This window comes from Virgibacillus sp. LDC1 (genome assembly GCF_025792345.1).
In the GTDB taxonomy this organism is placed as follows: Bacteria; Bacillota; Bacilli; order Paenibacillales; family Paenibacillaceae; genus Paenibacillus_AQ; species Paenibacillus_AQ lautus.
In genome coordinates this window covers 395,311-408,839 of the sequence record NZ_JAOXLZ010000002.1, presented here as the reverse complement: position 1 = coordinate 408,839, position 13,529 = coordinate 395,311, and the positions used below count along the sequence as shown (strand labels likewise).

Below are 13,529 nucleotides of genomic sequence, written 5' to 3'. Positions count from 1 at the left end.
GTAGGCAGCATGGAAAAAGCCCGCGGATCTGTAATTACAGGTCCGCGGTTTTTTTGGTGTTATCCGTGTCGCTTGAGCTTGTATTGCCTAACCTGCGCGTATTGCTTGCGTTCGTGCGCTTCCGAGTGTGCTGCGTTCTCGGTCTTCTTGTTTTCGGGGATGTGGCGTTATCCGCGTTTTCTGCACTTCCTGGACTTTCAGCATTTCCATCGTTTCCTGACTCACCGGTCCTTTCAAAGCATTCAGCTCCCGGCAGTTCAGCCGTCAAACATGCGGATCGTAATCCGTAACCACGAGCACGTCCATATGCCTTGCGTTTCTTAACAGGCTCCTGATCCATTTCAGCCGGGCGAACAGCTTCCATCCGGCCATCTGCGGCTGGCCGATAATCAACTGGGTGGCCTTGGCCTCATCTGCTGCTGCGACCCATTGAGAAGAAAAGGCGCATGCTGGCCCCCTTTTTACCGGCAGCATCGTGAAGGTTCCCCCAAGTCGCTCCGTTAATGTCCGAATCGCCGTCAGGCGCTGCTCGTCGTCAGGGGACAGACTGTGATGACGCTCCAGAGGAAACGCCACATACCAGTTCGCCTTCAGCCGATGAGCGATCCGGAAGCCGCGTCGAATGAGCCGCTCCGCTTGCGGGCCCCTGCCAACCATGACATAGATAACCTCCTCGCGCCGCCACGGCCCCCGAAGCGAGCCGCTGCGCTGCCAGGATTCCAGTCTCTCGTCCACATCATCGGCAATTTCCCTTAAGGCAAGCTCTCTTAGGGCAATCAGGTTTCCCGTCTTGAAAAATTGGCTGAGTGCCTGATGCACCTTCTCCTTCGCATAAATGTTCCCGTCCTTCATTCGCTGCCGCAGAGACTCCGGCGTCACGTCGACGAGCTGGACCTCAGCGGCCGATTGCAGAATATGATCCGGTATCGTCTCGCGGACGCGGACGCCTGTAATCTGCTCGACAGCATCATTCAAGCTTTCCAGATGCTGCACGTTCACGGTCGTAATGACGGAAATGCCGGCCGACAGAATGTCAAGCACATCTTCATACCGTTTCTTGTACTTGCTTCCAGGCACGTTCGTATGCGCCAGCTCATCCACGAGGACCACGTCCGGTCTGCGACGAATGATCTCATCGGTATCCATCTCCTCAAGTCGCGTTCCCTGGTAGTCCATCACTTTTCGCGGAAGAACCTCCAGATCAGCTACCTGTGCCCGTGTATCCTTCCGGCCATGCGTCTCCAGCAGACCGATGAGAACCATAAGGCCCTTCTTCAGCAGATCGTTGCCTTCCCGCAGCATCGCATAGGTCTTCCCTACGCCCGGGGCGGCGCCGATATAAACCTTGAACCGTCCCCGCTTAACCCGCTCAATCTTCTGATCCAGCTCCTGTTCATTCAAGCGATGAAATGATCCCGAAGGGAGCCGCTGTGGATGGAGCCGTGCAGGGATGATCCGCTCCCCGTCATGTTCCGCCCGATCCGCAACTATAAAAATATCCATCCCGCGCGTTTTCTTCAGCAGATCCTGAATGATCGAACCCTGCCACAGCTCCTGCCAGCGCGTCTGCTTCGAATGGCCAAGAACAATGCGGGTAACATGATGCTCCAGCGCATATTGAACCAGCACGTCAGCCAGCTTCCTCCGCGAATGAAGAGGCAGCTCTACGAGCTTGGCGCCGATCCGCTGCGACAGCTTTAGTAAAGATCGCTTGAAGGCGGCCTGTTCTTTGGTAAGCTCTAACCTCGGATTTACAAATGTGACGGCCAACAGCTCGCCGTTTAGTCGCTTTGCGATCTGCTGCCCGCGCCGCATATAGATGGACCCGTTCCAATGATATTGGGTAGATACCAGTATACGCTCATGGACTCCCGATGGGCCGGCGAGTCCCTGTTCCTTGCGGTACCGCTCCAGCGAGTGGCTCACGCCTTCGGCAACGAGGCGGAGCGTCAACTCCCGGAGCACGGCCAGATTGCCCTGCTTCCATATGCTGCCCGCTCCAAGCAGGCCGTCTTGTGCCCGGTCCAGCATCGTTTCAGGTGTTACGTCAATGAGCACCACCTCATCGACGCTCTCCAGCGTATCGGCCGGTACCGTATGGCTGGCTTTAATGCCCGTCAACTTGGCGGCAATGCCCTGCACGTCCTCCAGCTCATACACATTGACCGTCGTGATGACGCTGATTCCCCGGCTTAACAGGAATCGGATGTCATCCAGCCGCGTGGCATGCCGCGCTCCCTTCCGGTTCCGATGGGCAAGCCCATCGACAAGCACCACCTCCGGGTTGCGCTGCACCAGCAGGTCCAGATCAAGATCCTTCTTCTCTACGCCGTCCTCCACCCAATGAATGCTGGGCACCCGCTCCAAATGCCGGACCTGCTCCACCGTTTCGGGACGCTGCATCGTGGATACGGCGGATATGACGATATCGATACCTTGCAGCCTCAGGGTCTGTCCTTCGCGAAGCATATGATAGGTTTTTCCCGATCCGTTCACAGCCCCGATATATACCTTGAGCCGTCCCTGATGTAGCTTTGAAATCGACTGCAAGATTTCCTCCGGCGATTTCCTCCGAAAGGGATCCATGATCAGTTAAGAAGCTCTTGGAGAGCCAGATTCAGCTTCAACACATTCACGCGCGGTTCACCGAACACGCCCAAATCCCGTCCCTTCGTATGATCCTTTACCAGCTGATCAAGCTCTGCCTCCGCAATTCCGGTCAGCTTGCTGATCCGCGGAACCTGAATATCCGCGGCCTGCGGGGAGATGTGAGGATCCAATCCGGAGCCGGAATCGGTTACCAGATCCATCGGCAACTCGCTCACCGGAACGCCCGGGTTGTTCTCCTTCCACGCTTCAATTGAGGCCTTCGTTCGTTCAATCAGGTCCGGGTTGGAAGGTGCATAGTTATTGCTGCCGGAGCCGGCTCCGTTGTATTCAATGCTGGACACCCTGCCGTGAAAATATTGAGGTTCTGTAAAATTCTGACCGATCAATTCCGAGCCAACCACGTTTCCGTCCCCATCCGTGATCAAGCTGCCGCCGGCTTGCTTCGGCATGAGCAGCTGCGCCGCCCCCGTCGTAACCAGCGGATAGAGAACTCCGCATAACACGATAAATACAAGACTCATTCTTAGGGCAATGCCTAAGGGAATACGGGCAGCACCCACCTTGGCATGAGGCGCCGGTGATGTTTTTTGCAATGGATTATTCATTGGTTCCTCGATCCTTTCCTTCATATCTTCCGCGTAAAACAACTTCGAGTTATATCTATCTCCCCGGTATGATTATCCTATCTAAATCCAAAGATGGACGATCATATCGATCAGCTTAATCCCGATGAACGGCACAATCACGCCGCCTAATCCGTAGACCAGCACATTGCGCTGCAGCAGCTTCGCCGAGCTCATCGGCTTATAAGCCACGCCCTTCATCGCAAGCGGAATCAGCAGCGGAATGATGATGGCATTAAAGATCAGCGCCGAAAGAATCGCCGACATGGGAGAACCCAGTCCCATGACGTTCAGAACATTCATGCTTGGAATGGCGGCCGCGAACATCGCCGGAATGATGGCAAAATATTTGGCGACATCGTTGGCGATGCTGAACGTGGTCAGCGCTCCCCGCGTCATCAACAGCTGCTTGCCGATGGCAACCACCTCGATTATCTTCGATGGATCCGAATCCAGATCCACCATATTGGCCGCTTCCTTGGCCGGGGTGGTACCGCTGTTCATCGCCAGCCCCACATCGGCCTGCGCCAGCGCAGGGGCGTCGTTCGTACCGTCACCGGTCATCGCAACCAGCTTGCCTTCGGCTTGTTCTCGGCGGATGACGGCAATTTTATCCTCGGGCTTGCTCTCCGCGATGAAATCATCAACGCCCGCTTCACGGGCAATTGTCGCCGCGGTGAGCGGATTGTCGCCCGTGCACATAATCGTCTTGATGCCCATCCGGCGCAGCTGGTCAAACCGTTCCTTCATGCCCGGTTTGACGGTATCCTTCAGGTAGATCAAACCATAGATGCGGTTATCCACGGCGACAGCGAGCGGGGTTCCGCCCTCTGTCGCAATGGCGTCACTGTTTGGCGTCAAATCCGAAGGGAGGGGGCCTCCTTGCGACTGCACCCACGCCTTGACGGCATCCACCGCACCCTTGCGGACCTTCCGGCCATCCTTTAGGTCCATGCCGCTCATCCGGGTTTCCGCCTTAAATTCGATGAATTCCGCCCCGTCCGTCATGCTTTCATCTATTTCAATGCCTTCCTTCTTCAGCAGCTCCAGCACGGAACGTCCTTCCGGCGTTTCATCCAGCAGCGAGCTCACGCCTGCCCATTGTGAAAGCGATGCTTGCGTTGCGCCGCCGACAGGAATCAACTGGCTGGCCATCCGGTTCCCGAACGTAATGGTACCCGTCTTATCCAGGATCATCGTATTGATGTCACCGGCGGCCTCCACCGCCTTGCCCGACATCGCCAGCACATTGAACTGCGTCACCCGGTCCATGCCGGCAATCCCGATCGCCGACAGCAAGCCCCCGATCGTGGTCGGGATGAGACATACCAGCAGCGAGATCAGCACCGGAACGGACAGCTCGATGCCAAGATACTTCGCGATCGGAGCGAGCGTAACAACCACGATCAGGAAGATCAGCGTTAAGACGATCAACAGCGTGTTCAGCGCAATTTCATTCGGCGTCTTCTGGCGGGAGGCTCCTTCAACAAGCGAGATCATCCGGTCGATAAACGATTCCCCCGGATCGCTCGTAATCCGGATGCGGATCGTATCACTGACAACCCGGGTCCCCCCGGTGACCGAGCTGAAATCGCCGCCGGCTTCTTTAATGACGGGGGCGGACTCCCCGGTAATCGCCGATTCGTCAACGGATGCGAGGCCCGCAATGACTTCCCCGTCCCCGGGAATCATCTCGCCCTGCGTAACGATCACGAGATCCCCTTTGCGAAGATCCGTTGACGGCACAGATTGAACCCCTCCGTTCTCCATTACTTTATGGGCCGCCATTTCCTGCTTCGACTGCTTAAGGGAATCGGCCTGCGCCTTGCCGCGTCCTTCGGCAAGCGCCTCTGCGAAGTTAGCGAACAGCAGCGTAAACAACAGGATGACGAATACGGTCAGGTTAAATCCGATACTGCCCTCGGTACCGAAATAGGACGGAAATATCGTCATCAACAGAACAACCAGAGTCCCGGCTTCCACGACAAACATGACCGGATTTCTCATCATCAGGACGGGATTCAGCTTCGTGAAGCTGTCCCTCAGCGCCTGACGTACCATCTCTTTGGACATTGCTTTTTTTCTCGTATTATTCATGGAAATAGGCCACCTTTTCTATTAACGGATCGTCAGATGTTCGGCAATCGGGCCGAGCACCAGCACAGGCAGGAAGGTCAATGCGCCGATAATCAGGACCACTGCGATAAGAATGCCGGCAAACAGCTTATTATCGGTCCGGAACGTCCCGAGCGTCTCGGGAACCCATTGCTTCCGCATCAGCGAGCCGCCCACTGCCAACAGGGCAATCATCGAAATGTAACGCCCGAATAGCATGACCAGTCCGGTTGTAACGTTCCAGAACGGCTTGTTATCCGACAGACCCTCAAATCCGGAACCGTTATTGGCCGCGGATGACGTGTATTCGTAAAGCACCTGTGAGATACCGTGAAAGCCCGCATGGGCAATGCCCGCCTGCCCCGCGTCCGTCATGAGTGCAAGTGCGGTCGGAGCCAGGATGATCAATGGATGTACCAGAATGACAATCGCAATCAGCTTCATCTCCCGGGCCTCGATTTTTCTGCCGAGAAACTCGGGGGTTCGGCCAACCATAAGACCAGCCAGGAACACCGCCAGGATCGCGTACATGAGCATGTTCATCAGGCCAACACCTTTTCCGCCAAAAACGGAATTCAGCATCATCAGGGACAGCGGCGTAATCCCGCCGAGCGGCGTGAGCGTATCATGCATGTTGTTAACCGACCCGGTCGTGGCCGCGGTTGTCACCGTCGTAAACAGGGAGGATTGGGCGATCCCGAACCGGACCTCTTTGCCCTCCATGCTGCCCTGCGAAACGTCGATGCCCAGGCGGTTCAACGCCGGATTGCCGTTGGTTTCGGCGGCATAGTTCAGCGACAGGAATCCGATAAATAAGGTCATCATTACCGAAAAAATAATCCAGCCCTGTTTGCGGCTCTTGGCGAACAAACCGAACGTATACGGGAGCGCCGCCCCAAGACTCCACATGCACAGAATTTCGATCACATTGGTCAGCGGGGACGGGTTCTCGAATGGATGCGCCGAGTTGGCTCCCATAAACCCGCCCCCATTGGTGCCCAGATGCTTGATCGATTCGAGTGCAGCCACCGGTCCTACCGCAATTTGCTGCTCGCTTCCTTCCAGCGTCGTGACGCTGAGCGTAGGCTTTAACGTCTGCGGTACCTGCAGCGCCACCAGCACCATCGCAATGATGAACGCTGCCGGGATGAATACCCGGGTGTGGGCCTTAACGAAGTCCTCAAAGAAGTTGCCGACGGTCGTGCCCTTGCTGGTTACCGCCCGGATAAAAGCAATCGCCACGCACAGCCCGGTCGCGGCGGATGTAAACATCATCATCGTAATGACGGCCATCTGGGCCATATAAGACAATCCCGACTCCCCGCTATAATGCTGAAGATTCGTATTGGTCATAAAGCTGATGATCGTGTTGAACGACAAGGTCGGTTCCATATGACCGATACCGTTCGGATTCAGCGGCAGCACCTTTTGCAGCCGCAGAATCAAGTACCCCGCCGCAACCAGCACGATATTCGTTAACACAAAGCTGACGGCATACCCTTTCCATGTCATCCCTTTGCGTTCTTTCAAGCCGATCAGAGCGAAAATCGGTTTCTCCACCCAGGAGAACCATCTGTCCGTTCCATTGCTTTCATTGCGAAACACCTGGTATAGATAAGTTCCCAGCGGCTTGACCAGCAGCACCAGAACGAGTATAACGATGGCAATTTGTAAAATGCCCATGACGAATGCCTTCCTCCTTCAGCCGTTTCCCTAGAATTTTTCAGGGTGAATCAGCGCATAAATCAAATAGAGAAAAATAAAAATCGTGAATATCAACATGATCATCACGGCTGATCAGCCTCCGGTTCCGAAACCACACGCCCGCACCAGGACATAAACAGCATGAGCAGTCCGTAGGTTCCTCCCAAAATAAGCAACATAACTAAATCCTGCATGAATACAACCTCCCGAAACTCGTTGTGAAATCAGCCAAACGCTTAACTGCCAATAGACGCTATGAGAAAGGCCACGTGACGATGGTTCGTATGAAGCACCACATCAGCACCCAACCCTTTGTATATCAATCGCGGATTGCTGGAATGGGTGATCACATAAATCGACTCTGCGGTCCAAGTCCGGCAAATCCGTAAATAGCGACAGCACAAATTCAAGCTGCTTTCGAACAGAAACACCTTGCTGACGGAAAACTCGGGAATGATCCAGGTTTGCTCGTCTCTTGTATCAATCAGAATAATGTGTTTGCAGCCCAGATCCAGCAACCTCTCCTGCTCAGCCCGGTTGTTGGCTATGGCCGCAAACGAAACATGTTTTTGAATCAACTGGCGGACGAATTCCTCCCCGGCCTTGTTCGGCGCGGATACCAGGATGAATTCCTGCGGTTTCTCCATCTTCTTTTCTCCTCCTAAGGTCAGAAAGAGAAGGCAACAACAAAGAAGCCCGTGGAAAGAGAAGAACTCTTCCCGCAGGCTCCTTAATAGGACACGGTGAAATACACCATGGCCCAAGTCCACGACAATCGTTGCCTCTCTCGATACGCTTACGAGGTTAGCTGACGGATTCGGGCGTGAGAGTCGCCCTACCCATAGACCGTTATCTTGTCCATGGGATTCACCCCTGAGAGATAGATTCATCTCCCGACTGGTTCCCCCGTTCCTTTTCCATTCAAGGACTCAGCGAAAATTGAAAACGAGTAGCATGTTATTCTATTAGCCATTGACTAAACATCCAGGTCCAGCAAAACAACACAGCATCAGGTTCGAGCGGTGAGAGTCGCATCATCCTGCAATTTCAGTGAAGGCCTATGGTGCCTTCTCCCGAGATTCGATCCATAAAAGAGCCCAACTGAGCTCTCACACTGTCTGTAGGCCTTCATGGATCGGCTGCCCATTTGCCTGTCTCTGATGTCCGTCAATTCATAGTTCGTATCATACGTCTGGCCCTGCAGGAAGTAAATGTGAGCAAAAACACATGTGGCGTTATGTCGAACAGGAACGGACCAATTCCGGTCCATTATCTCCAGAATACTGCTCTATACTATGTATTTCTCTTGTTTTCTTATATTTATCGTAATCTATCGAGATACCGAGATTTTGCCATGATAATAGATGACACGACCCAATGTACACGTTTTCTTTTGCGGTTTTTATCGATTTTCGGAATGTATCCGTCCCATATGGCCATTTACTTTTAGATTCCTCCGGCGTATGATTCATCCATCTATTCGAAACATTCATTTACGCTGAGCTCCCGACAGATCGGGAGACGGGGGAACCAAAATCGCCAATGGGGCTTCTGTTGGTGAACGGGGTGAATCCGCAGGCCTGATGGTCAGGCGCTGCGGTAGGGTGCTCTCAAGCCCGAATCCGTCAGCTAACCTCGTAGGCGCGTTTTGAGAGAGAACACCACCCGAGCCTTAAGCGGAAGCGGCCACTGGAGTAGGGCCTCTAACGATAAATAGGCCTGGAGAGCGGGGTATCTCTGCTCACCAGGCCTTTTTGCCGTGCATATAACATTCCTATAAAGGAGCGTAGATCATGACGAAACTCATCGAGGCCGCACTGGCACCCGTCATCGAAACCGCATCGCCTGTAATATGTGAAGAGCCCATCCGCAACATGGAGATGTTCCGTTTCGACCAGAGCTCGGCTGAACGCTTTATCCCCTCGAGCGATCAAGGCTGTAACTGCGGTTTGTTTAAAATCAGCTGCGAAAACGCGGCCGGGTATGCCGAATATGCACTGCCAAGCACGGGAGAGTTCGCGGATCTGGTCCGCTGGGCATCCGTCTTTACAAGGCTGAGAGGCATGCCCGTGACGGAGGCCGTTCGCTATGCCCAGAAGCAGCAGCAATGGGGATCTGTACGGATGCAACTCGCCGTATCGGCCCTCGCCGATCTGGAGGCCAATCTGCAACAGCACATCACCCGTAAGCGGTTAGGTAGCCTTCCGCTGGAGCGTTCCTACCTGATGAACTGCTCGGAGGCGTATTATTTCTTCTAGGACGGCAGCTAGAAAGAGCTACCGTCCTCGCTTCCATTGCAATTGGTTGTTTTCCCCCGCTCACTTGAACATATTTTTGAGCACCATCATCAGGTTAGCCGGCTTCTCTGCCAGCCGCCGGGTGAAATACGGGTACCACATCGTTCCGTAAGGCATATAACACCGGATGCGGTAGCCGTCCTGCGCAAGCGCAGCCTGATCGTTCATCCGCAGCCCGTACAGCATCTGAAACTCAAATTCCTGTTTGTCTATGCGGCTCTGCTCGGCAAACACCTTCACCCAGTCGATGATGTGGTCATCGTGCGAAGCAATCGCGACGTAGGCGCCCTGATCAAAATGCATTTTGATCAATTTCTTATAGTTGTCAATAACCTCCCGCTTCTGCTGAAAGGCAATGGTTCCAGGCTCTTTGTACGCCCCCTTCACCAACCGCAGATTAACACCGGCATGCATTAAATTCTTGACGTCCTCCTCCGTACGGAACAAGTAGGCCTGCATCACAGTCCCCACATTGGTCAGCCCCTCTTGATGGAGCCGCAGTGTCATGTCAATCGTGGCCTGGGTGTACGGGGAATCCTCCATATCCAGACGAACGAAGTTCCGGTGCTCTTTCGCCTTTTTCGCCACCAGCTTGATGTTCTCGTAAGCCATCTCGGGGTCCAGTGCCATACCCATCTGTGTCGGTTTCAGCGATACGTTCGATTTCACTCCCCGCTTGGCAATCCCTTCCACAAGCTTCAAATACTCCTCCCTGTACCCGGCCGCTTCATCCAGTGTCGTGATACCCTCCCCCAAATGATCGAGCGTGACGAGAATGCCCTTCTCGTTCAGCCTCTCAATTTCATCCAGCGCCTCATCCAAGGTATCGCCGGCTATGAATCTGCCCGCCAATTTCCGGCCGTACTTGATCGACAACCACTTCACGAATTTATTACCGGACACCGTCAGGATCACTTTACGGTAAAGCTCGGTTCCGTCCATGCGTGCGCCCCCTTTGCAAAAGGTAAACCAAAATGCACTCTATCTTAACTCATATGCAAAAATCATGACGGCATGCAGGAAGACATACATATCTAACATAGAGCTTCTCACCAGAAGATCCTAAACACCCCACCATGATGCATTCAGCAGCTGGACCATAGACCTTAAGCTTCGATTCATATCATGTTAAGGAGGGGCCTCCCATGCGCGTACCTTTTCGGAACGAACCATTTATGGATTTCAACAACGAGTGGAACAACAAGTTATACGATGCGGCGTTATCCGGGGTCGAAGCCGAGCTTGGCCAATCGTATCCCTTGGTTATCGGCGGTACCAAAATCTATACGGAGCGTACCGCACAATCGGTCAATCCGTCTCGGAAACGTCAGGTCATCGGCATTGTATCCCAAGCCGATACCGAGCTTGCCGAACAAGCTATTCAGACCGCAGCGCGTACCTTTGAGACGTGGAAGCACACCGAGCCGAGCGAACGGGCACGATATCTGTATAAGGCAGCTGCGATCATGCGGCGGCGCAAGCTCGAGTTCTCCGCGCTGATGACGCTGGAAGCCGGCAAAACGCGTGCCGAGGCGGACGCGGATACGGCCGAAGCGATCGATTTCATGGAATTCTATGCACGCGAAATGCAGCGTCTAAGCGCGCCCCAGCCGTTGACGGTTCACGAGGAGGAAGAGAATCATCTCTATTACATCCCGCTTGGCGTCGGCATCGTCATTCCGCCGTGGAACTTTCCGCTCGCGATTATGGCAGGCATGACCACAGCAGCCATCGTCTCGGGCAACACCGTTGTGCTGAAGCCAGCGAGCACCACGCCGGTCATCGCCGCCAAATTCGTGGAGCTGCTGGAAGAAGTCAGCCTGCCTCCGGGCGTCGTCAACTTCCTGCCGGGACCGGGCCAGGAAGTGGGCGATTATCTGGTGGATCATCCGCTGACCAGGTTCATCAGCTTTACGGGATCCCGCGACGTCGGACTGCGGATTCAGGAACGCGCGGCCAAAACGCAGCCGGGGCAGCGATGGATCAAGCGCGTCATCGCCGAAATGGGCGGAAAAGACGCCATTATCGTAGACAGTGAGGCGGATCTGGATCTCGCGGCGGATGCGATCACCGCTTCGGCATTCGGCTTCTCCGGCCAGCTTGCTCCAGAGCCATCGTGCATGAAGACGTCTACGATGCCGTACTGCAGAAGGTCATCGAACGCTCCAAGAAGCTGGTGATCGGTTGTCCGACTCACGCCGAGATTCAGGTAGGGCCCGTCATCGACGATAAGGCCTACCGTAAAATTCTGGACTATATCGAAATCGGGAAAGTTGAAGGCACGTTGGTACTCGGCGGTTTGCCTGGCGATCCGGAGGGGTATTTCATACAGCCGACAATCTTCGCGGACGTGGCCAGCACCGCCCGTATTTCCCAAGAGGAGATCTTCGGCCCGGTGGTCGCCTTCACGAAGGCCGCCTCCTTCGACGAAGCGATCCAATTCGCCAACAATACTGACTACGGGCTGACTGGCGCGGTGATCTCGAACAACCGCGAGCACCTGGAGCAGGCGCGCCGCGATTTCCACGTCGGCAACCTGTATTTGAACCGGAAATGCACCGGCGCCTTGGTGGGCACCCACCCGTTCGGCGGCTTCAATATGTCCGGGACCGATTCCAAAGCCGGCGGGCGCGATTACCTGCTCCTGTTTACGCAGGCAAAGGCGGTGTCGGAGCGATTCTAATTACGGCATGCAAACAAACCTCTCCATGACGATGGAGAGGTTTTTAATGTATCTTGGTTTATTGGCTTCACGCCGTAACCTTGCCCTTAATCTCCCGGACCACCTTGCCCTGGAACGATTGATTCATCCAGTACGCAAGATGAATGCCTTCCTCACCGAAGGTGCATTCCGTGGTTAAGTAGAATGGCGTCTCTGTCAGTCGGATGGTCAGCTCCAGCGTCCGATCGTCCTTCCAGGTCATGGAGGCAGCATACTCGTTATCCGCCATCATGATCAGTGAGGTGGTTCCCGACTTCCATTCGCCCCTGCCCAAGGCAATCGAGTTGACGCCACGTTCCCCCGCAAGCTCCATCACCGCGCCATCCTCTTCAAAACGAATGGAGAACGATTGCAGCTTCTCCTCATTCTCTTCGAGGTCATAGACGATCCCGGAGACGTCCTTCTCGACCGGGGATGCCGCCTCTTCGCTTGGCGGATCCAGCTTTAGCGCTTGCAGCGTTCCAGTAAGAGAAGCCTCCGCTCCGGTATCGGCCGGCAGGGCATCAGATCCCATCGCCGGCTGCAAATGCTCCCACACTTCATTCAGCACGGCCTGCATGTCTCCTAGTCCGGAGGTAATCGCAATCACCGCATCCTGATCTGGCAGCACGATGCAATATTGCCCAAATGCGCCATCACCGCGGTAGGCCCCGTGGCGGCACATCCAGAATTGATAGCCGTACCCTTCGGTCCAATCCGAAGAGGAATCCGCAAGTCCGTTGGATATCTGCTTGGAGGTTGCCTCTTCAATCCACGCTTCCGGAATCAGGCGCTGGCCTTCCCACACCCCCTTCTGAAGATAAAGCTGACCGAACTTGGCAATGTCCTCGGTCTTCAGCTTAAGTCCCCATCCGCCGGTGTTGATCCCCTGAGGACAGCTTTCCCAGGTGGCTCCATGAATGCCGAGCGGCTCAAACAGACGGGGCTGCAAATAATCCAGCAGCGTGATGCCGGTGACCTTCTGCAGAATCGCCGAGAGCATGTAAGTCGCTGCGCTGTTATATACAAAGTGTGTGCCGGGTTCATGCTCAACCGCTTGTTTAAGAAAATCGGCCGCCCAAATATCGGACGGCATGGCAGGCTCCTGGGCGTGTCCCGTTCCCATGATCAGCAAATCACGAATCGTCATCGCGGACAGATTCGGCGAGGGATCTTCAGGAGCGTATTCCGGAAAGAAGCCGATCACCCGATCCTCCAGCGCAATCTGTCCCTCTTGGGTCAGCAGTCCGATCGCGGTAGAAGTAAAGCTCTTGCTTAACGAGAACAGCATATGCGGTTTGTCCGCTTGATACGGCTTCCACCAGGCTTCCGCTACGACATGTCCATGCCGTACCAGCATGAAGCTGTGGAGTTCAAGCTGTTTCTCCTGAATCGATCCGATAAAACGCTCAATGGACTGAGATGAGATTCCTTGGTTTTCGGGGGTACTTCTTGGCAATAATTGAACCGTATTCATGT

9 protein-coding genes, 1 pseudogene and 2 riboswitches are annotated in these 13,529 nt (G+C 54.6%); of the genes and pseudogenes, 2 read left to right on the top strand and 8 right to left on the bottom strand.

Going from position 1 to position 13,529, the window contains the following annotated elements; translation table 11 throughout:
- Nucleotides 1–264 precede the first annotated feature (264 nt).
- The 6 genes from OHJ21_RS22450 to OHJ21_RS22425 form a co-directional block, all read right to left on the bottom strand.
- Entirely contained in the window at nucleotides 265–2,586 is a 2,322-nt protein-coding gene (locus OHJ21_RS22450; protein ID WP_486021192.1) for a histidine kinase, read from the bottom strand.
- 2 nt (nucleotides 2,587–2,588) lie between these two features.
- A complete protein-coding gene (kdpC, locus tag OHJ21_RS22445; protein WP_486021190.1) occupies nucleotides 2,589–3,215 on the bottom strand; it encodes a potassium-transporting ATPase subunit KdpC in 627 nt (208 codons plus the stop codon).
- An 81-nt stretch (nucleotides 3,216–3,296) separates the two neighbouring features.
- Nucleotides 3,297–5,330 carry a potassium-transporting ATPase subunit KdpB gene (gene kdpB, locus OHJ21_RS22440; RefSeq protein ID WP_394057853.1) on the bottom strand — a complete coding sequence of 678 codons (2,034 nt, stop codon included), beginning with the start codon at nucleotides 5,328–5,330 and terminating at the stop codon, nucleotides 3,297–3,299.
- 21 nt (nucleotides 5,331–5,351) lie between these two features.
- Nucleotides 5,352–7,031: a potassium-transporting ATPase subunit KdpA gene (gene kdpA / locus OHJ21_RS22435; protein WP_486021189.1), complete on the bottom strand. Its 1,680-nt coding sequence runs from the start codon at nucleotides 7,029–7,031 to the stop codon at nucleotides 5,352–5,354.
- Nucleotides 7,032–7,061: 30 nt separating this feature from the next.
- Nucleotides 7,062–7,130, bottom strand: a complete 69-nt coding sequence (locus tag OHJ21_RS22430) for a potassium-transporting ATPase subunit F (RefSeq protein ID WP_353057785.1) — start codon at nucleotides 7,128–7,130, stop codon at nucleotides 7,062–7,064.
- 158 nt (nucleotides 7,131–7,288) lie between these two features.
- Nucleotides 7,289–7,699 (bottom strand): hypothetical protein, encoded by a 411-nt coding sequence (locus tag OHJ21_RS22425; RefSeq protein WP_100539837.1) that lies wholly within the window; start codon nucleotides 7,697–7,699, stop codon nucleotides 7,289–7,291.
- 130 nt (nucleotides 7,700–7,829) lie between these two features.
- Nucleotides 7,830–7,997: riboswitch (cyclic di-AMP (ydaO/yuaA leader) on the bottom strand.
- 541 nt (nucleotides 7,998–8,538) lie between these two features.
- A riboswitch (cyclic di-AMP (ydaO/yuaA leader) is annotated at nucleotides 8,539–8,712 on the top strand.
- A 133-nt stretch (nucleotides 8,713–8,845) separates the two neighbouring features.
- Between OHJ21_RS22425 and OHJ21_RS22420 the strand changes: the two genes are divergently transcribed.
- Nucleotides 8,846–9,310 (top strand): hypothetical protein, encoded by a 465-nt coding sequence (locus OHJ21_RS22420; RefSeq protein WP_486021188.1) that lies wholly within the window; start codon nucleotides 8,846–8,848, stop codon nucleotides 9,308–9,310.
- A gap of 60 nt (nucleotides 9,311–9,370) precedes the next feature.
- Here the strand turns inward: OHJ21_RS22420 and OHJ21_RS22415 are convergent, their stop codons facing one another.
- A complete protein-coding gene (locus tag OHJ21_RS22415) occupies nucleotides 9,371–10,291 on the bottom strand; it encodes a proline dehydrogenase family protein (protein WP_100539835.1) in 921 nt (306 codons plus the stop codon).
- A 203-nt stretch (nucleotides 10,292–10,494) separates the two neighbouring features.
- Between OHJ21_RS22415 and pruA the strand changes: the two are divergent.
- A pseudogene (pruA, locus tag OHJ21_RS22410) lies at nucleotides 10,495–12,032 on the top strand (L-glutamate gamma-semialdehyde dehydrogenase).
- Nucleotides 12,033–12,099: 67 nt separating this feature from the next.
- On the opposite strand, the gene OHJ21_RS22405 reads toward pruA, so the two are convergent.
- Entirely contained in the window at nucleotides 12,100–13,509 is a 1,410-nt protein-coding gene (locus OHJ21_RS22405) for a serine hydrolase domain-containing protein (protein ID WP_486021187.1), read from the bottom strand.
- Nucleotides 13,510–13,529: the final 20 nt, after the last annotated feature.

Bases quoted from the DNA above. Each gene is read 5' to 3' on its own strand.
- OHJ21_RS22420 (WP_486021188.1), top strand. From the start codon at position 8,846: ATGACGAAACTCATCGAGGCCGCACTGGCACCCGTCATCGAAACCGCA.
- OHJ21_RS22415 (WP_100539835.1), bottom strand. From the start codon at position 10,291: ATGGACGGAACCGAGCTTTACCGTAAAGTGATCCTGACGGTGTCCGGT.
- kdpC (WP_486021190.1), bottom strand. From the start codon at position 3,215: ATGAATAATCCATTGCAAAAAACATCACCGGCGCCTCATGCCAAGGTG.
- OHJ21_RS22425 (WP_100539837.1), bottom strand. From the start codon at position 7,699: ATGGAGAAACCGCAGGAATTCATCCTGGTATCCGCGCCGAACAAGGCC.
- OHJ21_RS22450 (WP_486021192.1), bottom strand. From the start codon at position 2,586: ATGGATCCCTTTCGGAGGAAATCGCCGGAGGAAATCTTGCAGTCGATT.
- kdpA (WP_486021189.1), bottom strand. From the start codon at position 7,031: ATGGGCATTTTACAAATTGCCATCGTTATACTCGTTCTGGTGCTGCTG.
- kdpB (WP_394057853.1), bottom strand. From the start codon at position 5,330: ATGAATAATACGAGAAAAAAAGCAATGTCCAAAGAGATGGTACGTCAG.